The organism is Bradyrhizobium sp. UFLA05-89 (assembly GCF_059803475.1).
The window spans coordinates 54,280-76,698 of the sequence record NZ_JBANBA010000025.1 but is presented as its reverse complement, the minus strand read 5'-3'; the positions used below and the strand labels follow the sequence as shown (position 1 = coordinate 76,698).

Genomic DNA, 22,419 nt, shown 5'->3' with positions numbered 1-22,419 from the left:
ATGAACAAGATTCCGCAACCGACCGACCGCCGTTCGGTCGACCAGGAGCAGTTCCTCAAGATCCTCTCCCGCGAGGAGGCGCTGGCGCGGTTTGAAGCCGCGTTGTTCCCCCGCGCGCTGCCGAGCGAGGTGCGCACGCTTGCGGCTGCGCTTGGAAGTGCGCTCGCCGAAGACGTCTTTGCGCCGATCGACGTGCCGCCCTTCGACCGCTCCAACGTCGACGGGTTTGCCGTCCGCTCCGCAGACCTCGCCGCTGCGAGCGAGGCCGCGCCCCTGCCTCTTGTCCTGAATGGCGAGATCATCGCCTGCGGTACCGCGCCAGCCCTTCAGGTCGCCTCCGGCACGGCGACGGCAATTGCAACCGGCGGGCCGCTGCCGCGTGGCGCCGATGCGGTGGTCATGGTCGAGCATACCCAGCCGGCAGGGACGGGCGCGATCGAGGTCCGCCGCGCAGCTTCGCCGGGCCAGTTCGTGTCCTATGCCGGCTCGGACATCGCGCGCGGCGAAGCTCTGCTGCGCAGTGGCACGATCATCGGCTCGCGCGAGATCGGCATGTTGGCCGCCTGCGGCATCGCCGAGGTCAAGGTCGTCCGCAAGCCGCGGGTTGCGGTCGTATCGACCGGCGACGAGCTGGTACAGCCCGGCGAGCCGCTCGCACCCGCAGCGATCTACGACACCAATGGCGCGATCGTCGCGGCGGCGATCGACGAGAACGGCGGCGCGGCGCATTTCGTCGGCGCCATTCCGGATGACGAGGCCAGGCTCGAGGCCGCGATGCGCAAGGCGCTGGCGGAGGCCGACATGCTGGTACTGTCGGGCGGCACGTCGAAAGGCGCGGGCGATGTGTCCCATCGCATCATTGAACGCCTCGGCCAGCCCGGCATCATCGCTCACGGTGTAGCGCTGAAGCCCGGCAAGCCGCTGTGCCTTGCCGTCTGCGACGGCAAGCCGGTCGTGATCCTGCCGGGCTTTCCGACCTCCGCGATGTTCACTTTCCACGATATGATCGTGCCGGTGCTGCGGCAGATGGCGGGCCTGCCGCCGCGTGCGGATGCCAAAGTGAGTGCGAAGGTGCCAGTGCGGATCGCCTCCGAGCTCGGTCGCACCGAGTTCGTGATGGTGTCGCTGGTCGATGGCAAGGAGGGACTGATCGCTTACCCCTCCGGAAAAGGCTCCGGCGCGATCACCTCCTTCGCGCAGGCCGACGGTTTCCTCCGCATCGATGCACTCGCCGACCAGATGTCGGCCGGCACCTCGGCCGAGGTGACGCTGTTCACGCCGCATGTGCGCGTGCCTGATCTCGTCATCATCGGCAGTCATTGCACCGGGCTCGATCTCGTCACCGCGCCGCTCGCGCGCGCTGGCCTCTCCGTGCGCTCGATTGCGGTGGGCAGCCTCGGCGGATTGGCGGCGGCGCGGCGCGGCGAGTGTGATCTGGCGCCGATCCATCTGTTCGACGACAAGACCGAGACCTACAACACGCCCTATCTTGCCGACGGGCTCGAGCTGGTGCCCGGCTGGCGGCGCATGCAGGGCATCGTGTTCCGTCAGGGCGACAAGCGCTTTGAAGGCCTGAGCGCAAAGGACGCTGTCGCTGCCGCGCTGGCCGATCCCGCCTGCATCATGGTCAATCGCAACCAGGGCGCTGGCACGCGCATCCTCATCGACCGCCTGCTCATTGGCGCGCGGCCGGAAGGCTATTGGAATCAGCCGCGCTCGCACAATGCGGTGGCTGCCGCGGTGGCGCAGCGTCGCGCCGACTGGGGCATGACCATCGCGCCGGTCGCCCATGCGTCCGGCCTCGGTTTCATTCCACTTGCAGAAGAGCATTATGATTTCGCGCTGGTGAGCATGCGCAAGCAGCGCCCGGCGGTGCAGGCTTTTCTGCATGCGCTTGCCTCGGACGAAAGTCGTGCGGCGCTGGCGCGGGCCGGTTTCCGGCCGGCGTGAAGCCTAGCCACGCGGCGATCGAGCCGCGCGACGACAGGGGTGGGGACGCGATGGCAAAGCCGCTTTCGGTTGCGATCGTCGGTGCCGGCATGGGCGGATTTGCCACCGCCGCTGCGCTGCGGCGCGTCGGCATCGACGTCATGGTCTACGAGCAGGCGTCGCAATTTGCCCGGATTGGCGCCGGCATCCAGGTCGGCTGCAATGCGATGAAGGTGTTGCGCGAACTCGGGCTCGAGATGCGGATGCGCGATCACGCCTTCTATCCGCGCTCCTGGAACAACCGCGACTGGCGGAGCGGCGACGTCAAGTTCGACATGATCTTCGGCGAGAGCGCCGAGCAGAGATTTGGCGCGCCCTATCTGCTTGCGCATCGCGGCGATCTGCATGCGGCGCTCGCGAGCGTCGTTCCCTCGGAATACGTTAGGCTCAATCACAAGCTCGTCGGGCTCGATGAGACCGGCGACGGCGTCCGGCTCACCTTCGCCAACGGCGCAAGCGCCATCGCCGATGCCGTGGTCGGCGCGGACGGCGTGCATTCGCTCGTGCGCGACATCCTGTTCGACTCCGCGCCGGTCAGGTTCACCGGCCGCATCGCCTATCGCACCACCTATCCGGCCGCGCTGCTCGGCGGCGAAGAGATCGACGACTGCACCAAATGGTGGGGCGAGGATCGTCACATCGTCATCTATTACGTCAAACCGGACCGCAGCGAGGTCTATCTCGTCACCAGCCAGCCGGAGCCGGACTTTCGCATCGAGTCCTGGTCGGCGAAGGGCGACGTGCGGGACTTGCGTGCATCATTCGAAGGCTTTCATCCGCAGGTCGCGCGGGTGCTCGCCGCATGTCCTGACGTGCACAAATGGGCGATCATGGACCGCGACGCGCTCGAGTGCTGGTCGGACGGCAAGGTGACGCTGCTCGGTGACGCCTGCCATCCGATGACGCCCTATATGGCGCAGGGCGCGGCGATGGCGATCGAGGATGCCGCCGTGCTGTCGCGCTGCCTCGATGGCGTCGAGCGGGAGGGCGTGGCAAACGCGTTTCGCCGCTTCGAGGCGACCCGCAAAGAACGGACCACGCGAGTGCAGGAGACCTCGCGCGCCAACATTTGGCTGAAGGAGCGAACTGATCCGGCCTGGGTCTATGGTTACGACGCCTGGACGGTGCGGCTTGCGGCATGAGCCGTTTACTCGCGCAGGCGTTCGCTCTCCTCTGCCTCGGCGAGCGCGCTCTGCGCGGCTCTCAACTTTATTGAGCTGAGCGCTCGTCCAGTGCGGCCAGCCGCTCGGCTTCCGCGATATCCTCAATCGTGTTCGCATTGAAGAAGGGATCGAGCGGTTGAACCGACCATGTCACGGTGGCGAGCGCGTAGCGCGCGGTCCAGCGGTCGATCTTCCTGATATCTTCGACGACGAGGGCCTGGCGCAATTCGTCGCGCAAAGCGACGCGCCACAATCCGATCACCGGATGTGACTGTTCGCCGGAAGCGGCAACGGCGAGCTGTGCATTCTCTGCCGCACGCGCAGCCTGCAACCGTGCGACGAGATCGCGCGGCAGGAACGGGCAGTCGCCGGCAGCGCTCAGTACCCATTCGATGCCAGGCCGGTTCGCCGCGGTCCAATCGAGTGCGGCGAGAATGCCGGCGAGCGGTCCGGGATAGCCCGGTACGTCATCGCCGACGACGGTCAATCCGAATGTTGAAAAGCGCGAGGGCTCGCCATTGGCGTTGAGGATCAGCCCGTCACATTGCGGCTTCAGGCGCGCGATCACGCGCTCCAGGATGGTGCGGCCGCTGATGGTGCGCATCGGCTTGTCGCCGCCGCCCATGCGCCGCGCCAGGCCACCTGCGAGCAGCACGCCCAAGGTCGGCGGAATCTCAGTCGTCACCACCTTCACCCTTGCGCTTGTGCTTGGCCGACTCCTCCTCGACATAAGCGAGGTTCTGGTCGTAGACGATGCGTTCCTTGCCCGCGAGCGCGATGAAGCGCTTGCCGCGCGTGCGCCCGATCAGCGTCAGCCCGACCTGGCGGGCAAGATCGACGCCCCAGGCCGTGAAGCCCGAGCGCGACACCAGGATAGGGATGCCCATCCGCACCGTCTTGATCACCATCTCCGAGGTGAGCCGTCCCGTGGTGTAGAGGATCTTGTCGGAGGCCTCGACGCCGTGGCGGTACATCCAGCCCGCGATCTTGTCGACGGCGTTGTGGCGGCCGACATCCTCGGTGTAGCAGAGCGGCGTACCCTCCTTGCACAGCACGCACCCATGGATCGCACCGGCCTCGAGATAGAGCGAGGGCATGGTGTTGATGGTCTGCGTCATCTGATAGAGCCAGGAAGTGCGCAGCTCGGCCTTGGGCAGCGCCACGCTTTCCACCGCTTCGAGGAGGTCGCCGAACGCGGTGCCCTGGGCACAGCCCGAGGTCTGCGTGCGCTTCTTCAGCTTCGCTTCGAAATTGGTGTGATGTGAGGTGCGCACCACGACGACCTGGAGGTCGTCGTCATATTCCACCTCGGTGACGACGTCGCTGTATTTCAGCATGTTCTGGTTAAGGAGATAGCCGAGCGCCAGATACTCCGGATAATCGCCGATCGTCATCATGGTGACGATCTCCTGGGCGTTGAGATAGAGCGTCAGCGGTCGCTCCATCGGCACCTTGGTCTCGACCCTCGCGCCGGCCTGGTCGACGCCGACGACGCTCTGCGTCAGGCGCGGATCGTCCGGGTTCGGGACGATCAGGGGGACCGGGGCTTTGTCGATCTTCATCATGGGCACGACGTTAGCATGACATTCTGCTCAGGCCGATATAAGCATGTGAGCGAATGAAGAAAATGCCTCCGCTCGCAATGACGGAGATGGTGGTTCCAGCCGCGTGAGGCGACTGGCGGAGATCGCGTTGTGATGAAAATCATCGGCCTTGCGGGATGGAGCGGAGCGGGCAAGACCACGCTGTTGACGCGGCTGATTCCGCATTTCAACGCGCAAGGGCTGCGCGTCTCGGTGATCAAGCATGCCCATCATCATTTCGACGTCGACGTGCCCGGCAAGGATTCCTGGCGCCATCGCGAGGCCGGTGCGGCCGAGGTGCTGGTGTCCTCGGCAAATCGCTGGGCTCTGATGCATGAGCTGCGGGGGGCAGCCGAGCCGCGGCTGCCGGAACTGCTCGCAAAGCTGTCGGCGGTCGACCTCGTCGTGGTCGAGGGTTTCAAGCGCGAGCCGCATCGCAAGATCGAGGTGCACCGCGCTGCCAACGGCAAGCAGCTACTGTTTCCCGACGATCCCGGCATTGTCGGGATTGCGACCGACGTTGCGGTTGAAACCAGGCTGCCGACAGTCCATCTCGATGATATCCCGGCCGTGGCCGCGCTGCTCTTGCGCTGCGCGATGACGGCCGACGAGGCGATGGCGAAGAGCGCGCTCGTGCGCTGACGAGGCATCATGGCGCAACTATCCGACGATTGCTTTGCCTTTGGTGGGCCGATGATGTCGGTCGACGATGCGGTCGGCCTGATCGCGGCCCGCGTGAATGCGATCGCCGACATCGAGACGGTGGCGCTGGTCGATGCCGACGGACGGGTGCTCGCGCACGACATCGCCGCGCCGCTGCCGCTGCCACCCTTCACCAACTCCGCGGTCGACGGCTATGCCGTGCGCAATGCGGACCTGCCGCAAGCGAACGAAGAAGCGTTTCCGCTCGACAGCCGTATCGCGGCCGGCAGTGCCGCCGATCATCCGATCAAGCCCGGTCATACCGCACGCATCTTCACGGGCGCGCCGATGCCGCCGGGGGCCGAGACCGTCTTCATGCAGGAGGACGTGCGCGTCGAAGAGAGCGGCAAGATCGTGCTACCGCCGGGGCTAAACCCCGGCGCAAATGTCCGGCCCGCCGGCGAGGATATTCCGCAAGGGTACGTTGCCTTGCGCGCCGGCCAGCGCTTGCGGCCACAACATGTCGCGCTCGCCGCCGCCTTCGGCCAGACCGCGCTCGATGTCATCAGGCGCATTCGCGTCGCGGTGTTCTCGACCGGCGACGAATTGGCCTCGCCCGGCGCGCCGCGCGCGGCCTCGCAACTCTTCGACTCCAACCGTTTCATGCTGATGGCGATGCTGCGCCGGCTGGGCTGCGAGGTTTCTGATCTCGGCATTTTGCGGGACGAGAAAGCCTCGCTCGCGGATGGTTTGAAGCAGGTCGCAGGCCAGCATGACCTGATCCTCACCACCGGCGGTGTGTCGACCGGCGAGAAGGATCACGTCAAGGCCGCGGTCGAGAGTATCGGCACGCTGGTGCTGTGGCGGATGGCGATCAAGCCGGGCCGACCGGTCGCCATGGGCATCATCGGCGGCACGCCGCTGATCGGCTTGCCCGGCAATCCCGTCGCTAGCTTCGTCACCTTCGTCCACGTGGTGCGGCCGACGGTGCTGGCGCTCGCCGGGGGCCTGCCGGAGCCGTTGCTTCCGATTCCGGTGCGCGCGGCGTTCACTTACAAGAAGAAGGAGGGCCGCCGCGAATATGTCCGGGTCTCCTTGCGCAAGGCCGAGGATGGTGCGCTCGAGGCGATCAAGTTTCCACGCGAGGGCGCCGGGCTGTTGTCATCGTTGGTCGAGACCGATGGGCTGGTCGAGCTCGGCGAAGCGATCACGCAGGTCGAGCCCGGACAGGGCATTGGATTTCTGTCCTATGCGGACCTGATCTGAGCATCGCGCATTGACGCTCCCGACCCGCCTCGCCATGGTGCTGCCATGACCAGAACGACTCTCGATCTCACCGGGCTGAAATGCCCGTTGCCGGCTTTGAAGACGCGCAAGGCGCTGAAGCCGTTGCGGGCAGGGGACCAGCTCGAAGTCTATTGCACCGATCCCCTGTCGGTGATCGACATTCCAAATCTGATCCGGGAAACCGGCGACAAGGTCGAAATCACCGAGCGCAACGATGCGCGCATCGTCTTCTTGATAGAGAAGACCAATGCATCGATTGAAATCATCAATGGTGCGCCGCGTTCTTAGGGCCGTCACCTCGTGGATACCGACCATTTGTCTATCGACATCGATCTGCGCTTCTGTCCCAATCGGTTTCATCTGTGGGACGCGGAGGTTGACTCGTGCCCGCAATGCGCGGAACAAGCTGGTCGAAGCCACGTCGCGTGGTGTCGGGCATAGACGCCGACCCAGGGGGTTAGACTTCTCGAATATGCGTCGTGATCCTGGCGCGTGTCGAAACATTGTGCGGAGCAGCAGGGACGGCTGCGCCGCGACGGGCTGAGCGACAAGGATCGTAGCAGCAGGTTTGCTCAGAAGGGCGGCCTGCAGGGGAGGATTTGTATGGCTACAGTTGAAAGCGCTGGAAGACTGTCAGGCGCTGGCGCGGGATTTCTCGATCGCGAGCGCACGATCGCCACGGCCGGCTTCAATCGCTGGCTGGTGCCGCCGGCAGCACTTTGCATCCATCTGTGCATCGGCATGGCCTACGGCTTCTCGGTGTTCTGGCTGCCGCTATCGCGCGCGATCGGGCTGACCGCGCCCAAGGCATGCCCAGACATTTCATTGTGGCAGGAGCTCTTCACCACCACTTGCGACTGGAAGGTCGCAAGCCTGGGGTGGATGTACACGCTGTTCTTCGTCGTGCTCGGCGTCTCGGCCGCGCTATGGGGTGGTTGGCTCGAGCGGGTCGGGCCGCGCAAGGCCGGCTTCGTTGCAGCGCTGTGCTGGTGCGGCGGCCTCGTGCTTGGCGCCATCGGCATCTATGTCCATCAGCTCTGGATCATGTGGCTCGGCTCCGGCGTGATCGGCGGCGTCGGCCTCGGCCTTGGCTACATCTCACCGGTCTCGACGCTGGTGAAATGGTTCCCCGACCGCCGCGGCATGGCGACCGGCATGGCCATCATGGGCTTTGGTGGCGGCGCCATGATCGGCGCGCCGCTGGCCAACTGGCTGATGGATCAGTTCAAGTCGCCGACCTCGGTCGGCGTCTGGGAAACCTTCCTCAGCATGGGCGCGATCTATTTCGTCTTCATGATGATCGGCGCGTTCCGCTATCGCCTGCCGCCGACGGGCTGGAAGCCCGAAGGCTGGACACCGCCGAGCGAGAAGAAGACGATGATCTCCGAGCATCACGTCCATCTCGACAACGCGCACAAGACGCCCCAGTTCTGGCTGATCTGGTGGGTGTTGTGCTTGAACGTCTCGGCCGGCATTGGCGTGATCGGCATGGCTTCGCCGATGCTGCAGGAAATCTTCGCCGGCAAGCTGATCGGCCTGCCGGACGTCGGCTTCAACGCGCTCAATCCGGCGCAGAAGGCGCAGATCGCGGCGATCGCCGCCGGCTTTGCCGGCCTGTTGTCGCTGTTCAACATCGGCGGCCGCTTCTTCTGGGCCTCGCTGTCGGACTATATCGGCCGCAAGAACACCTACTACACGTTCTTCATCCTCGGCATCGTGCTGTACGCGTTGGCGCCGACATTTGCCGCAACTGGCAACAAACTGCTCTTCGTGCTCGGCTTCGGCATCATCCTGTCGATGTATGGCGGCGGCTTCGCGACGGTGCCGGCCTATCTCGCAGACATGTTCGGCACCCAGTTCGTGGGCGCGATCCATGGCCGTCTGCTGACGGCCTGGTCGACCGCCGGCATCATTGGTCCGGTGGTCGTGAACTACCTGCGCGAATTCCAGCTCGCCGCCGGCGTGCCGCGCGATCAGCTCTATAACTCCACCATGTACATCCTGTGCGCGATGCTGATCGCGGGCCTGATCTGCAACTACCTGGTCAAGCCGGTCGATCCGAAGTGGTACATGAGCGAGGGGGAAGTGGCGAAGCTCCAGGCTGCAACGGCCGGTGTCAACGCGGGGCAGACCGGTTCGTTCGGGATCGGCACCGGTGGTCTCGACGGCAAGGCCGCGCTGTTCTGGCTGTTCGTCGGTGTTCCCTTGGCCTATGGCGTGTACATGACGCTGCTTAGCGCGGTCAAAATCTTCTGATCGCAATCGACACCGCCGCGGGATGCCCATGACAGGCATTCCGCGGCGTTCGCCTTTCCGAATGATCATGATTGGGACTTGAGGGGGATTTCATGCTTCGCACCCGTATCTGCCTTGCCGCCGCGCTGCTGGCCGTAGGGCTTCATACTGCCTCGGCGCAGACCGCGACGTCGCCCGCGACACCCGCGCCGGCCACAACGGCCGACGCCAAACCGCCGGGGAAGGTCAAGCTCACCATGCAGAAGCTGAAGCAGATGAAGGCCACCTGGGCGGCCAACAAGCCTAAGCTCAAGGCGTGTCGGGCCGAGGTCAAGGCCAAGGGTCTTATCGGCGATGACCGATGGTTCTACATTCAGGACTGCATGAGCAAGACCTGAGGCCAGGAGCTCACAGTATGCAACTAAAAGGGGGCATGGAGCTTGGGCTACGTGCCCCTTAAATGTTTGTAGGACCTGACTAATCGGGATCAACTATTTGCTTGGCATCTGGTATGCCAATGGGTTAGTTTGGAGCCGTTCTAAAAGTAGGGACCAAGACGCAGCGATGAGCCACGACGTGCAGCAGGTCCGCTCGTTCAAGCATCCGGGCGAGGGACGGAAGCGAGCCAAGGCCACGCCCAAGGGGCGGCAGGTCGACCCGATCGCCGCCCATGAGATCGAGCAATTGCTCGGCGACAGGTCGCGCCGGCGCGATCTGCTCATCGAATATCTCCATCTGGTCCAGGACAAGTATCGCCAGATCTCGGCCGCGCATCTCGCAGCGCTTGCCGACGAGATGAAACTCGCCTTCGCCGAGGTGTTCGAGACCGCGACCTTCTACGCACATTTCGACGTCGTGAAGGAGGGCGAGCCCGACATTGCCCCGCTCACCATCCGCGTCTGCGATTCTCTGACCTGCGCAATGATGGGCGGCGAAAAGCTGCTCGAAGACCTCCAGAGCGCGAGCGGTCCCGGCATCCGCGTCGTGCGCGCACCCTGTGTCGGCCGCTGCGACACCGCGCCTGCGGCCGAGGTCGGCCACAACTTCGTCGACAACGCCACGGTCGGAAATGTGCTGGCGGCAGCGAAGGCCGGCGACACACATGCGCATCTGCCGAAATATATCGACTACGACACCTATGTCGCCGCCGGCGGCTACAGGCTGCTCAATCGCCTGCGCTCCGGTGAGCTGCCGAAGGAAGATCTGCTGAAGGCGCTCGACGACGCCGCGCTGCGCGGCCTTGGCGGCGCGGGCTTTCCGACGGGACGCAAATGGCGCGCGGTGTTAGGGGAGCCGGGTCCGCGGCTGATGGCGATCAACGGCGACGAGGGCGAGCCCGGTACGTTCAAGGATCGCTATTATCTCGAGACCGACCCGCATCGCTTCATCGAGGGCATGCTGATCGGTGCGCGCGTGGTCGAGGCGTCCGACGTTTACGTCTATCTCCGTGACGAATATCCCGCCTGCCGCGAGATTCTCGAGCGCGAGATCGCAAAGCTCCCCGCGGGCGGCCCGACGCTGCATATGCGGCGTGGCGCCGGCGCCTATATCTGCGGCGAGGAATCCTCGCTGCTCGAAAGCATCGAGGGCAAGCGCGGTCTGCCGCGGCACAAGCCGCCTTATCCGTTTCAGGTCGGTCTGTTCGGCCTGCCCACGCTGATCAACAACATCGAAACGTTGTGGTGGGTGCGCGACATCGTCGAGAAGGGTGCCGATTGGTGGAACAGCCACGGCCGCCATGAGCGCCATGGCCTGCGCAGCTTCTCGGTCTCGGGCCGCGTCAAGAATCCCGGCATGAAGCTCGCGCCCGCTGGGATCACCGTGCGCGAGCTGATCGACGAACATTGCGGCGGCATGGCCGACGGCCACACCTTCTATGCTTATCTTCCGGGCGGCGCGTCCGGTGGCATTCTGCCGGCATCGATGGATGACATTCCGCTCGATTTCGGCACGCTTGAAAAATACGGCTGCTTCATAGGCTCTGCCGCGATCGTGATCCTGTCGCAGAAGGACAGCGTCAGGTCCGCGGCGCTGAACCTGATGAAATTCTTCGAGGACGAGAGTTGCGGCCAGTGCACGCCGTGCCGTGTCGGAACCCAGAAGGCGGCGCTCTTGATGCAGCGGCCGATCTGGAACCGCGCGCTGCTGGACGAATTGAGCCAAGCGATGCGCGATGCCTCGATTTGCGGGCTCGGACAGGCGGCATCGAATCCGCTCACAACCGTGATCAAATATTTCCCTGACGAGTTCAAGGAAGCGGCCGAATGACGAAGATTACGTTCGAGCTCGATGGCAAGCAGGTGGAAGCCAAACCCGGCGAGACCATCTGGCAAGTCGCAAAACGCCAGGGCCGCGACATCCCGCATCTCTGCTATTCACCGGCGCCAGACTATCGGCCCGATGGCAATTGCCGCGCCTGCATGGTCGAGATCGAAGGCGAGCGCGTGCTTGCGGCGTCCTGCAAGCGCACGCCGTCGGTCGGCATGAAGGTGAAGACCGAGAGCGCCCGCGCGGTCGCGGCGCAGAAGATGGTGATGGAGCTGCTCGTCGCCGACCAGCCGGCGCGCGAGACCTCGCACGATCCCGACTCCAAATTCTGGCACTGGGCTGAGACCACCGGCGTCACCGAGAGCCGCTTCCCCGCCGCCGAGCGCTGGGAGACCGACGCCAGCCATCCGGCGATGCGCGTCAATCTCGATGCCTGCATCCAGTGTGGCCTGTGCGTGCGCGCCTGCCGCGAGGTGCAGGTCAACGACGTCATCGGCATGGCCTACCGCAATGCAGGCGCCAAGATCGTGTTCGACTTCGACGATCCCATGGGCGAGTCCACCTGTGTGGCCTGCGGCGAATGCGTGCAGGCCTGCCCGACCGGCGCTCTGATGCCCGCCGTGATGCTGGACGAGAACCAGACCCGCGTCACATATGCCGACAGGAAGGTCGATTCGCTTTGCCCGTTCTGCGGCGTCGGCTGCCAGGTGACCTACGAGGTCAAGGACGAGAAGGTGATCTACGCCGAGGGTCGCGACGGCCCCGCCAATCACAACCGCCTTTGCGTCAAGGGCCGCTTCGGCTTCGACTACATCCATCATCCGCATCGTCTGACAAAGCCGCTGGTGCGGCTGCCGAACGCGAAAAAGGACGCCAACGACCAGGTTGACCCCGCCAATCCCTTTACTCATTTCCGCGAAGCCTCGTGGGAGGAAGCGCTCGACATCGCGGCCAAGGGCCTCGTCAAAATCCGCGACGAGAAGGGTGTGAAGGCGCTTGCAGGCTTCGGCTCGGCCAAGGGGTCGAACGAGGAGGCCTATCTGTTCCAGAAGCTGGTACGCACTGGCTTCGGCTCTAACAACGTCGATCATTGCACGCGGTTGTGCCACGCCTCGTCGGTGGCGGCGCTGTTCGAAGGCCTGAGCTCGGGCGCCGTGTCTGCGCCCTTCGCGGCCGCGATGGATGCGGAAGTCATCTGGGTGATCGGCGCCAATCCGACCGTGAACCACCCCGTCGCGGCGACCTACATCAAGAACGCGGCCAAGCAGGGCGCAAAGCTGTTCGTCATGGATCCGCGTCGGCAGTCGTTGTCGCGTCACGCCACCAAGCATTTGCAGTTCAAGCCGGGTGCCGACGTTGCGATGTTGAATGCGATGATCAACACGATCATCACCGAGGGCCTGACCGACGACCAGTACATTGCCGGTTACACCGAGGGCTTTGAGGACCTGAAGGAGAAGATCAAGGAATTCACGCCGGAGAAGATGGCGCCGATCTGCGGCATCCCGGCGCAAACGCTGCGCGAGGTCGCCAGAACCTATGCCCGTGCAAAGTCGTCGATCATCTTCTGGGGCATGGGCATCAGCCAGCATGTCCACGGCACCGACAATGCGCGCTGCCTGATTGCGCTCGCGCTGATCACCGGCCAGGTCGGCCGTCCCGGCACGGGCCTGCATCCGCTGCGGGGCCAGAACAACGTCCAGGGTGCCTCCGACGCCGGCTTGATCCCGATGTTCCTGCCCGACTATCAGCCGGTTGGCCACGACGACATGCGCGGCAATTTCGAGAAGCTGTGGGGACAAGACCTCGATCCCGTGCGCGGTCTGACCGTGGTCGAGATCATGAACGCGATCCACGCCGGCGAGATCAAGGGCATGTATATCGAGGGCGAGAATCCCGCGATGTCAGATCCCGATCTCCAGCATGCGCGCGAAGCGCTCGCCATGCTCGGCCACCTCGTGGTGCAGGATCTCTTCGTCACCGAGACCGCGTTCCATGCCGACGTCATTTTGCCGGCTTCGGCGTTTGCGGAGAAGGATGGCTCTTTCACCAACACCGATCGCCGCGTGCAGCTCGCGCGCCAGGTGATCAAGCCGCCGGGCGATGCGCGGCAGGATCTCTGGATCATCCAGGAGATCGGCAAGCGGATGGGCTTGCCGTGGAATTACTCCGGCCCCGGCGACGTCTATACCGAGATGGCGGAGCTGATGCCGTCACTGAAGAACATCAGCTGGGAGCGGCTGGTGCGCGAAGGCGCCGTGACTTATCCAGCCGACGATCCGAACAAACCGGGCAACGAGATCATCTTCACCACCGGCTTCCCGACCGCAAGCGGTCGCGGCAAGATCGTGCCGGCCAAAGTCATCCCGCCGGACGAGTTGCCGGACGACGAGTATCCGATGGTGCTGTCGACCGGCCGCGTGCTCGAACACTGGCACACGGGCTCGATGACGCGTCGCGCTCAGGTACTCGACCAGATCGAGCCGGAAGCGGTGGCCTTCATGTCGCCGAAGGACATGCGCAAGAAGAAACTCGCGCCCGGCGATTTCATTCGCCTGGAGACCCGTCGCGGCGCGGTCGAGGTCAAGGTGCGCTCCGACCGCGACGTGCCGGAGAACATGGTGTTCATGCCGTTCTGCTACGCGGAAGCGGCGGCGAACCTTCTCACCAATCCGGCGCTCGATCCCTTCGGCAAGATCCCCGAGTTCAAGTTCTGCGCCGCGCGTGCCGAACGCGTCGAGATGCGCGACGCGGCGGAGTAGGTGGCCCCGTCGTCGTCACCGCGACAAGCGCTCGCCACATGAACCGCTGTCATGCCCCGCGGAAGCGGGGCATCCAGTACGCCGCGGCTTGTCCGTATCTCGTCACGGTCTCTGGAATACTGGATCGCCCGCCCTCGCGGGCGATGACGTCGAGGATGTGGTCTGCGCATAACACAATCGCGTCATTGCGAGCGCAGCGAAGCAATCCAGAAATCAACCCGGCAGTGGCAGTCTGGATTGCTTCGTCGCTTCGCTCCTCGCAATCACGGTGGTAGATGATAGTGCATGTCCAAAGCCACCCCTGCCACACGCGCGCTTACTGCCGCCTCCGTATCCTTCACCGTGCACGCCTATGACTACGATCCGGACGCCGAGAGCATCGGGCTTCAGGCTGCTGCCGCGCTTGGTGAAGATCCTGCGCGGGTGCTGAAGACGCTGATGGCGATTGTCGACGGCAAGCCGGTTTGCGTCGTCGTTCCTTCCGACCGGGAAGTCTCGATGAAGAAGCTCGCGGCGGCTGCGGGCGGCAAGTCGGCTCAGATGATGAAGCCGCTCGAGGCCGAGCGCGTCACCGGCTTCAAGGTCGGCGGCATCAGCCCATTCGGGCAACGGCGCGCGGTGACGACCATCATCGACGAGGGCGCGCTCGGGCACGACCTCGTCTACGTCAATGGCGGCCAGCGCGGCTTGCAGGTGCGGCTCAGCCCGCGCGATGTGCGCGATGTCTTGAAGGCCATGGCTGCGGATGTGCTCGCCTGATCAGCGCGAGACCAAATTGGAAGCTGCCGATCATCCGAGCCATACGAACGGGAATGTCCCATCCGATGGGTCGGAAGGTCGCGGCGCCCGAATGTACGGCGCAGGCGTCTCGCGGGTCCGATAGGCATGTACGGCTGGCCGCGTCGGCGCAACGCGCGCGCCATCGATCGGACGGGCCGTTGCCGCACCGGGAGCGGCAAATGCAACGGTGCTGACCACGAGCGCTGTCAGTACCAGGCCAGCGGCGTGCGTCTTGCGGGCAGTCATGGGAATTCTCCTTGCAGGCGTTCCAGCAGGCTCCGATAGCCTGCCGTTCATCCCTGAGATCGCGATGGCCGCGATCTCATTCCCACAAGGTTTCGTGATCGATCGCTCGCGGATGTTTCGCTATTGTTTCTGCAAGAGCTTCAGTCGGCACCGCAGCGCTTCGCGAATATGCGCGCGCGCCAGTTCTTCGGCCTTGTCGCCGTCGCGGGCGGCAATGGCATTGATGATGGCCTGATGCTCCCTGTGGCTCGTGGAGGGGCGGCCGGCGACGGAAAACGTGGTCGGGCCGAGCAGCGCGATCCAGTCCTGGAGCTCCTTCGATGCGTTGTCGAGATAGCGGTTGCGCGCGGCGCGGCACACCGCCTCGTGGAAAGTGCGGTTGAGTCTCGCCATCTCGGCGGCGTCGCCGGAATGTTCGGTAAAAGCCTGCTCGATATCGGTCATCGCGTCGATCTCGGGGCGCGAGGCGTGCTCGGCGGCGAGCCGGGCGGCGGCGCCCTCCAGGATCTCGCGCATGGCGTAGAGCTCGAGCACCTCGGAAACGTCGAGATTGCGGACGATCAGCCCACGGCCCGCGGCCGGCTGCACGAAGCCGCGCGCGGCGAGCCGCCCCAGCGCTTCGCGCACCGGCGTGCGGCTGACGTTGAGCCGCTGCGCGACCTCCTCCTCCCGCAAGCGGTCGCCGGCGCGGTAGCTGCCGGCCTGGAGCGCCTCGCACAGCGAGCGGAACACGGCTTCGCCCAATGCGACGCCGGAACCGCGATCGATCGATCCGCTTGTCTTTGCCTGGCGCCTGGCCATGCTCTCTCCGATCCCGGCGCATCGTTCCCATGCAAAGCGGAGCGTTGCGCGACGCTTGTATATCTTTGTATACAAACGTGCGCAATGGCGGTACCGTCGGACAACCATGGAATGGCTCCAGCTCTGGGGTCCTGGCAGGCGGCATGAGCAGAAAATACGACGTGCTGGTGATCGGTGGTGGTAATGCCGCGCTCTGCGCGGCAATTGCCGCGCGACGCGGCGGTGCCTCGGTCGTCGTGCTGGAAGGCGCGCCTAAATTCTATCGCGGCGGCAACACCCGCCACACCCGCAACATGCGCTGCGCGCATGACGCCGCGACCGAGATCCTGACAGGCCCGTACACCGAGGAGGAGTTCTGGAAGGACCTGCTGCTGGTGACCGGTGGACAGACGGACGAGGAGCTGGCGCGCCACATGATCCGGGAGTCGAAGGATATCCTGAACTGGATCGTGGAGCAGGGCGTGCGCTGGCAGCCCTCGCTCGGCGGCACGCTCAGCCTCGGGCGCACCAACTCCTTCTTCCTCGGCGGCGGCCGGGCGATGCTCAATGCGCTGTATCTGACCGCCGAACGGCTCGGCGTCGAGATCCATTATGATGCCGAGGTCACCGATCTCGTGATCGAGGACGGCATGTTCCTGGCCGCGCGTCTCAAGCGGCCGATCGATGGCGCAAACGAGATACGCGCGACCTCGCTGGTCGCCGCCGCCGGAGGCTTCGAGGCCAACATCGAATGGCTGAAGGAATATTGGGGCGAGGCCGCCGACAATTTCCTGATCCGCGGCACGCCCTATAATCGCGGCTCCATCCTGAAGATGCTGCTTGCCAAGGGTGTCCAGGAGGTCGGCGATCCCACCCAGTGCCACGCCGTCGCGATCGATGCGCGGGCGCCGAAATTCGACGGTGGCATCATCACACGGCACGACTCCGTCGTGTTCGGCATCGTCGTCAACAAGCACGCGCAGCGCTTCTATGATGAGGGGGAGGACATCTGGCCGAAGCGCTACGCGATCTGGGGGCGTCTGGTCGCAGCGCAGCCGGACCAAATCGCCTACATCATCTTCGACTCGACTGTCGTCACGAGCTTCATGCCGACGCTGTTTCCGCCGATTGCGGGCGCGAGCGTTGCCGAGCTCGCCGGCAAGCTCGATCTCGATCCGCTCGCACTGGAAAAGACCGTCGCCGATTTCAACGCTGCGGTGCTATCAGGCACTTTCGACCACACCATCCTCGACGACTGTCGCACCGAGGGTGTCACGCCGCCGAAGACGCATTGGGCGCGGCGAATCGAGACGCCGCCCTATCTCGCCTATCCGGTGCGTCCCGGCATCACCTTCACCTATCTCGGCATCCGCGTCACCAAGGAGGCGCGTATGCTGATGAACGACGGCAAGCCATCGGCCAACATGTTCGCGGCCGGTGAAATCATGGCCGGCAATGTGCTGGGCAAGGGCTATGCCGCCGGTATGGGCATGACGATCGGCAGCGTGTTCGGGCGGATCGCAGGACGGGAAGCGGCGAAACATGCACGGAACTAGGATTCTTGACGAAGCCGACCGTCTGATGACGGTCTGCAATTCGTGCCGCTACTGCGAAGGCCTGTGCGCGGTATTTCCCGCGATGGAGATGCGCCGCGCGTTTTCCGATGGCGACCTCAATTATCTCGCCAATCTCTGTCATGCCTGCGGCGCCTGTTACGTGGATTGCCAGTTTTCGCCGCCGCACGAGTTCAACGTCAACGTCCCGCAGACGCTGGCGATAGCACGCGCGGAGTCCTATGCGGCCTATGCCTGGCCACGGGCGCTGTCTGGCGTGTTCGCACGCAACGGTCTCGTCATCAGCGTCATGGCTGCGCTCAGCATGGCCGCGTTCATCCTCGGCTTTGCCGCCGCGCACGACCGTGATGTGCTGTTCGGAGTCCATAGCGGTCCCGGCGCCTTCTACAAGCTGATGCCGCACAACGCGATGGCGGCACTATTCGGTGCCGCGTTCCTTTACGCGATCCTGGCGCTGGTGATGAGCGTTCGCGCGTTCTGGCGCGACATCGGCGCGCCGATCGGCGGCCGCGCGGATGGCGGCTCGATCTTCCAGGCGATCCGCGATGCCGGCGAGCTCCGCTATCTCCATGGCGGCGGCGTCGGCTGCTACAATGAGGACGATCGGCCGACCGACCGGCGCAAGCTCTACCATCACCTTACCTTCTACGGCTTTCTCTTGTGCTTCGCTGCGACATGCGTCGGCACGCTCTATCATTATCTGCTGGGACGCGAGGCGCCTTATCCGTGGTGGGATTTACCGGTCGTGCTCGGCACGCTTGGCGGCATCGGCCTCGTCGTCGGGCCGATCGGTTTGTTCATCGCCAGGATGCAGCGCGATTCCGCGTTGCTCGATGAAGGCCGCTACGGCATGGATGTCGGCTTCATCGCCATGCTGTGCTTGACCGGCATCACGGGCCTCGCGCTGCTCGCCTTGCGCGAGACCGCCGCGATGGGCCCGCTGCTCGCGCTGCATCTCGGCGCAGTGTTCGCGCTGTTCATCTCCATGCCCTATGGCAAGTTCGTGCATGGCATCTACCGCTTCACGGCCCTGGTGCGCTACGCGCAGGAGCGGCGGCAAGCCGGCTAGCCTGCCGACTACGCCATCTCGCGTCGTCGCCGTTCGCCGGATGCAATCTCGGAGAACGCCGCATCGAACGGCTCTCGGAGTTCCGCGAGGCGTCAGACCAGCACGGCCTGGCGCACGCGGCCAGCATCGCCGAACACACGTAAATACCGTTCGATCTCGGACGGCATGCCGGTCGCCTTCTCCGGATTGTCGGACAGTTTGACGGCGGGACGTCCGTCGACCGACGTCACCTTGCAGACGAGCGAGATCGGATCGAGATTGACGGAGCCGTCGGGCGGGCAGCCGACGAAATCATTGGTGAGGTTGGTGCCCCAGCCGAAGGAGAGGCGCACCCGGCCAGAGAAGTGATGATAGGTCTCCTCGATCGAGCCGACATCCATCGCGTCGGAAAAGACAAGCAGCTTGTCCCTGGGATTGCGGCCCTTCTTCTCCCACCATTTGATGATCTCTTCGCCGGCCTGGATCGGTGGCGCGCTGTCGGGGCGGAAGCCGGTCCAATCGGCGACCCATTCCGGCGCATCACGCAGGAAGGCCTTGGTGCCGAAGGCGTCGGGCAGCGCGATCAGGAGGTTGCCTCCATAGGTCTGGCGCCACTGGTCGAGAATGCGATAGGGCGCGAAGCGCAACTCCTCGTCGTCCTTGGCGAGAGCGGCCGCCACCATCGGCAACTCGTGCGCATTGGTGCCGATCGCCTCGAGATCATTGTCCATGGCGAGCAGGACGTTGGAGGTGCCGATGAAGGATTGCCCGAGCCCTTCCTTCACCGCCTCTACGCACCAGCGCTGCCAGAGGAAGCCGTGGCGACGGCGCGTGCCGAAGTCTGACAGGCGCAGATTCTCGAGCTGGCGGAGCCGCTCGACCTTGGTCCACAGCTTGGCCTTGGCGCGGGCATAGAGCACGTCGAGCTCGAAGCGGCCACGGCCCTTGATCGCCGCGCGCGAGCGCAACTCGTTGAGAATCGCGAGCGCCGGAATTTCCCACATCGTGGTGTGGGTCCAGGGCCCGTGAAAGTGCAATTCGTACTGGCCCTCGACCTTGCGCAGCTCGTATTCGGGCAAGCGGAATTCGGCGAGCCAGCGGATGAAATCGGCCGAGAACATGTGGGTCTTGCCGTAGAAGGTGTTACCGGCAAGCCAGATCAGCTCTTTCTTGGTGAAGCGGATGGTGCGGGCATGGTCGAGCTGGGCGCGCAGCTCGCCCTCGTCGATGATCTCGGCAAGGCGCACATGGCGCGAGCGGTTGATGACCGAAAATGTCACCCTCTGATCCGGGTAGAATTCCCGAATCATCTGTAACATCAACAGCTTGTAGAAATCGGTGTCGAGCAGGCTGCGGACGATCGGGTCCAGCCGCCAGCTGTGGTTATAGGTTCGGCTCGCAATATCGGTCACGGTCATGGCCGAATTCTAGCGTGGCCGATGCGGCGCAACCAGTGGGTTTGGCGGGGGGGGCAGGGCGGCCCTGTTCATGCCCCCGAGGCGGTCGCAGCGACCGCCTCGAGCTGGCTGCGGATCCACCGATGGGCCGGGTCCTTCTGGTAGCGCTGGTGCCAGACCATGAACATCGGCAATTCGGCGAGCGTCCTTGCGCGCGGGGCGAGCGGAATGTGCACATGCGCGAAGTCGCGCATCAGACCGTCCGCAAGCAGGCTGGGCATGCTCGCCAGCATGTCGGAGCCGCGCAGGAAAGACGGCACGCCGGAGAAGCTCGGCACCGATATCGCGATATCGCGGTGGAAGCCGTTTGCCGCAAGCCTACGGTCGAAGTCGAGCCGCTCGTTGTCGGTATAAACTACGGTGACGTGGCGCGCAGCGAGATAGGCATGGCGCGTCGGCGGCGCCGAACGCGCTGTTCGGTCATAGTAGCAGACGTAGTGATCCCTGAGCAGGCGCTTCTGCACGATGTCGATGCCAGATGGCGGCAGCGGGCTGATCAGGAGGTCGCAACGGTTCTCGCGCAGCATGGCAGGCGAGGGTGATTGCGAGGGGATCACGCGCAGATTCAGGCTCTTCACCTGGGCTGCGACATGGCGGAAGAAGCGCGGCAGCAATAGGTCGCGCTGGAAATCGTTGGCGGCGATCGTCAGCGACAGGTGCGCTGCTTTCGGTTCGAAGGTGACGCCGCCGGCAAAGCTCCGCATCTCGTCGATCAGTGCGCGCGCCTTGGCGGCGAGCGCCTGGGCATGCGCGGTTGCGACGATGCCGCGGCCGGATTTGGCAAACAGGGGATCGCCGGCGATGCGCCGCAGCTTCTTCAGCCCGTGGCTGACGGCGGATTGGGTGAGGCCGAGTCGGGTCGCGGCCGCCGTCACCGAACCCTCTTCAAGCACGGCGAGAAACAGCGACAGCGAATGGCCGTCGAGGGCCAAATGATCGATTTCTTTCATGAGATACATTATAATTCATCTATTTATCTTGAGAATAGGTCGGCGCATCCTCGTTGTCATAAGCCGCGCGCCCAGCCGCGCCAAAGGGAGACAACGCCAGATGACCGCCCAGGCCGCTCGTATCGCAGCCGCGCAGGACGCCGCCCGCCTCAACCGCCCCGAACCGTTCACTCCGCCTCTTGGCGATGGCGGCTTCTTCCAGCGTGACCGTTCCATCCACCCGCCGGCGCATGCGCTCGGCTACAAATCCTCGGTGCTGCGCTCGCCGCGCCAGTCGCTGCTTTCGCTGGAGAGCTCGATCTCGGAGATCACCGGCCCGGTGTTCGGTCACAACGACCTCGGGCCGCTCGACAACGACCTGATCCGCAACTACGCCAAGGACGGCGATCCCATTGGCGAGCGCATCATCGTGCACGGCCGGGTGATGGACGAGATCGGCCGCGGCGTGCCCAATACGCTGGTGGAGTTCTGGCAAGCCAATGCTGGCGGCCGCTATCGGCACAAGAAGGACACCTATCTGGCGCCGGTCGACCCGAATTTTGGCGGCTGCGGCCGCGCGCTCAGCGACGACAGCGGTTACTACTACTTCCGCACCATCAAGCCCGGCCCCTATCCCTGGCGCAACTACGTCAACAGCTGGCGCCCGGCGCATATCCATTTTTCGGTGTTCGGCTCGGGCTTCGCGCAGCGGCTGATCACCCAAATGTATTTCGAGGGCGATCCCCTGATCCCGGTCTGCCCAATCCTCACGACGATCCCGGACAAGGACGCGCTCGACCGTCTCGTCGCGCCGCTTGATCTCAACGCCTCTATCCCGTTCGACTCGCTTACCTACCGCTTCGACATCGTGCTGCGCGGGGCGCGCTCCACCTATTTCGAAAATCGCCCGGAAGGAAACTAAAGTCATGGCGCAGCCGCTCAACTACCTCAAGGAAACTGCTTCCCAGACCGCCGGGCCCTACGTTCATATCGGATTGATCCCGGGCATGGCCGGCTTCGACATCTTTGAGAAGAACTTCTCCAACGTGCTCGTTACACCGAACACCAAGGGCGAGCGCATTACGCTGGAGGGCCGCGTGCTCGACGGCACCGGTACGCCGCTGCGCGACGTGCTCCTGGAGATCTGGCAGGCCAATGCGGCCGGCCGCTACAACCATCCGGCTGACCGCTCGGCCGGCGCGCTGGAGGAGGACTTTCGTGGCTGGGGTCGCGCGGGTTCGGATTTCGACAGCGGGCTGATCACCTTCGAGACGATCAAGCCGGGCGCGATCACGGACAAGGCCGGGCGCAAATGTGCCCCGCACGTCAACGTCTGGATCGTCGCCCGCGGCATCAATATCGGGTTGAACACGCGGCTCTATTTTTCGGATGAAGAGGCCGCGAACGCTGCCGATCCCGTGCTCAATTTGATCGAGCAGCCGGTGCGACGGTCTACCCTGATCGCTGAGCGCAGCGAGCGCGCCGGCAAGGTGGTGTACTCCTTCACGATCAATCTACAGGGACCCGAGGAGACTGTGTTCTTCGACGTCTAAAAGCCGTCGATGGCTACGCAAGGCCGGCCTCATTGAACGGTGAGGCCGGCCTTTTGCTGAGGACCCGCGGCTGATCACCCATTCCCGTTATCCGCCCGAGCCGATACGATGGCTTATTCTGGG

Annotated in this window: 20 protein-coding genes; 14 read left to right on the top strand and 6 right to left on the bottom strand. The window is 64.4% G+C overall.

Annotated elements, in window-relative coordinates:
• Both SO139_RS15840 and SO139_RS15835 read left to right on the top strand, forming a co-directional pair.
• A complete protein-coding gene (locus SO139_RS15840; RefSeq protein WP_498540209.1) occupies positions 1-1,950 on the top strand; it encodes a molybdopterin biosynthesis protein in 1,950 nt (649 codons plus the stop codon).
• A 50-nt stretch (positions 1,951-2,000) separates the two neighbouring features.
• Positions 2,001-3,131: an FAD-dependent monooxygenase gene (locus SO139_RS15835; protein ID WP_449380041.1), complete on the top strand. Its 1,131-nt coding sequence runs from the start codon at positions 2,001-2,003 to the stop codon at positions 3,129-3,131.
• Positions 3,132-3,198: 67 nt separating this feature from the next.
• On the opposite strand, the gene mobA is transcribed toward SO139_RS15835, so the two are convergent.
• Both mobA and fdhD read right to left on the bottom strand, forming a co-directional pair.
• Positions 3,199-3,882, bottom strand: a complete 684-nt coding sequence (gene mobA / locus SO139_RS15830) for a molybdenum cofactor guanylyltransferase MobA (protein ID WP_474802298.1) — start codon at positions 3,880-3,882, stop codon at positions 3,199-3,201.
• Complete coding sequence (fdhD, locus tag SO139_RS15825) at positions 3,827-4,717, bottom strand: formate dehydrogenase accessory sulfurtransferase FdhD (protein ID WP_474802300.1); 891 nt, start codon at positions 4,715-4,717, stop codon at positions 3,827-3,829. The genes mobA and fdhD overlap by 56 nt, the downstream gene beginning before the upstream one ends.
• Before the next feature lie 132 nt (positions 4,718-4,849).
• On the opposite strand from fdhD, the gene mobB reads away from it, so the two are divergent.
• From mobB to ybaK, 8 genes are all read left to right on the top strand, one after another.
• On the top strand, positions 4,850-5,377 hold the full coding sequence (gene mobB / locus SO139_RS15820) for a molybdopterin-guanine dinucleotide biosynthesis protein B (RefSeq protein ID WP_449380044.1): 528 nt from the start codon (positions 4,850-4,852) through the stop codon (positions 5,375-5,377).
• A gap of 9 nt (positions 5,378-5,386) precedes the next feature.
• On the top strand, positions 5,387-6,643 hold the full coding sequence (locus SO139_RS15815) for a molybdopterin molybdotransferase MoeA (RefSeq protein WP_474802302.1): 1,257 nt from the start codon (positions 5,387-5,389) through the stop codon (positions 6,641-6,643).
• A gap of 45 nt (positions 6,644-6,688) precedes the next feature.
• Complete coding sequence (locus tag SO139_RS15810; protein WP_449380046.1) at positions 6,689-6,952, top strand: sulfurtransferase TusA family protein; 264 nt, start codon at positions 6,689-6,691, stop codon at positions 6,950-6,952.
• 315 nt (positions 6,953-7,267) lie between these two features.
• Positions 7,268-8,920: an OFA family MFS transporter gene (locus SO139_RS15805; protein ID WP_449380047.1), complete on the top strand. Its 1,653-nt coding sequence runs from the start codon at positions 7,268-7,270 to the stop codon at positions 8,918-8,920.
• 92 nt (positions 8,921-9,012) lie between these two features.
• Entirely contained in the window at positions 9,013-9,297 is a 285-nt protein-coding gene (locus tag SO139_RS15800; RefSeq protein WP_498540208.1) for a hypothetical protein, read from the top strand.
• A gap of 166 nt (positions 9,298-9,463) precedes the next feature.
• Positions 9,464-11,167, top strand: coding sequence for an NADH-ubiquinone oxidoreductase-F iron-sulfur binding region domain-containing protein (locus tag SO139_RS15795; RefSeq protein WP_498540207.1), 1,704 nt, complete (start codon positions 9,464-9,466; stop codon positions 11,165-11,167).
• Positions 11,164-13,929 (top strand): formate dehydrogenase subunit alpha, encoded by a 2,766-nt coding sequence (fdhF, locus tag SO139_RS15790; protein ID WP_474802309.1) that lies wholly within the window; start codon positions 11,164-11,166, stop codon positions 13,927-13,929. The genes SO139_RS15795 and fdhF overlap by 4 nt, the downstream gene beginning before the upstream one ends.
• A 285-nt stretch (positions 13,930-14,214) precedes the next feature.
• Positions 14,215-14,688 (top strand): Cys-tRNA(Pro) deacylase, encoded by a 474-nt coding sequence (gene ybaK, locus SO139_RS15785; RefSeq protein WP_449380051.1) that lies wholly within the window; start codon positions 14,215-14,217, stop codon positions 14,686-14,688.
• Between the two features lie 30 nt (positions 14,689-14,718).
• Here the strand turns inward: ybaK and SO139_RS15780 are convergent, their stop codons facing one another.
• Positions 14,719-14,955 (bottom strand): hypothetical protein, encoded by a 237-nt coding sequence (locus tag SO139_RS15780; protein WP_449380052.1) that lies wholly within the window; start codon positions 14,953-14,955, stop codon positions 14,719-14,721.
• 120 nt (positions 14,956-15,075) lie between these two features.
• Positions 15,076-15,756 carry a GntR family transcriptional regulator gene (locus tag SO139_RS15775; RefSeq protein WP_449380053.1) on the bottom strand — a complete coding sequence of 227 codons (681 nt, stop codon included), beginning with the start codon at positions 15,754-15,756 and terminating at the stop codon, positions 15,076-15,078.
• 143 nt (positions 15,757-15,899) lie between these two features.
• Here SO139_RS15775 and tcuA point away from each other — a divergent pair, with 143 nt between their 5' ends.
• Together tcuA and tcuB are read left to right on the top strand one after the other, a co-directional pair.
• Complete coding sequence (gene tcuA / locus SO139_RS15770) at positions 15,900-17,291, top strand: FAD-dependent tricarballylate dehydrogenase TcuA (RefSeq protein WP_449380054.1); 1,392 nt, start codon at positions 15,900-15,902, stop codon at positions 17,289-17,291.
• A complete protein-coding gene (tcuB, locus tag SO139_RS15765) occupies positions 17,278-18,378 on the top strand; it encodes a tricarballylate utilization 4Fe-4S protein TcuB (protein WP_474802314.1) in 1,101 nt (366 codons plus the stop codon). Before tcuA ends, tcuB begins: the two co-directional genes overlap by 14 nt.
• A gap of 92 nt (positions 18,379-18,470) precedes the next feature.
• Here the strand turns inward: tcuB and pncB are convergent, their stop codons facing one another.
• Together pncB and SO139_RS15755 are read right to left on the bottom strand one after the other, a co-directional pair.
• The gene (gene pncB, locus SO139_RS15760; RefSeq protein ID WP_449380056.1) at positions 18,471-19,775 is read right to left on the bottom strand and encodes a nicotinate phosphoribosyltransferase; all 1,305 of its coding nucleotides are present in this window, start codon (positions 19,773-19,775) and stop codon (positions 18,471-18,473) included.
• Positions 19,776-19,843: 68 nt separating this feature from the next.
• Positions 19,844-20,773, bottom strand: coding sequence for a LysR family transcriptional regulator (locus tag SO139_RS15755; RefSeq protein ID WP_449380057.1), 930 nt, complete (start codon positions 20,771-20,773; stop codon positions 19,844-19,846).
• A gap of 91 nt (positions 20,774-20,864) precedes the next feature.
• Here SO139_RS15755 and pcaH point away from each other — a divergent pair, with 91 nt between their 5' ends.
• On the top strand, positions 20,865-21,665 hold the full coding sequence (gene pcaH / locus SO139_RS15750) for a protocatechuate 3,4-dioxygenase subunit beta (protein ID WP_474802318.1): 801 nt from the start codon (positions 20,865-20,867) through the stop codon (positions 21,663-21,665).
• A 4-nt stretch (positions 21,666-21,669) separates the two neighbouring features.
• Positions 21,670-22,296, top strand: a complete 627-nt coding sequence (gene pcaG / locus SO139_RS15745) for a protocatechuate 3,4-dioxygenase subunit alpha (RefSeq protein ID WP_449380059.1) — start codon at positions 21,670-21,672, stop codon at positions 22,294-22,296.
• Positions 22,297-22,419: the final 123 nt, after the last annotated feature.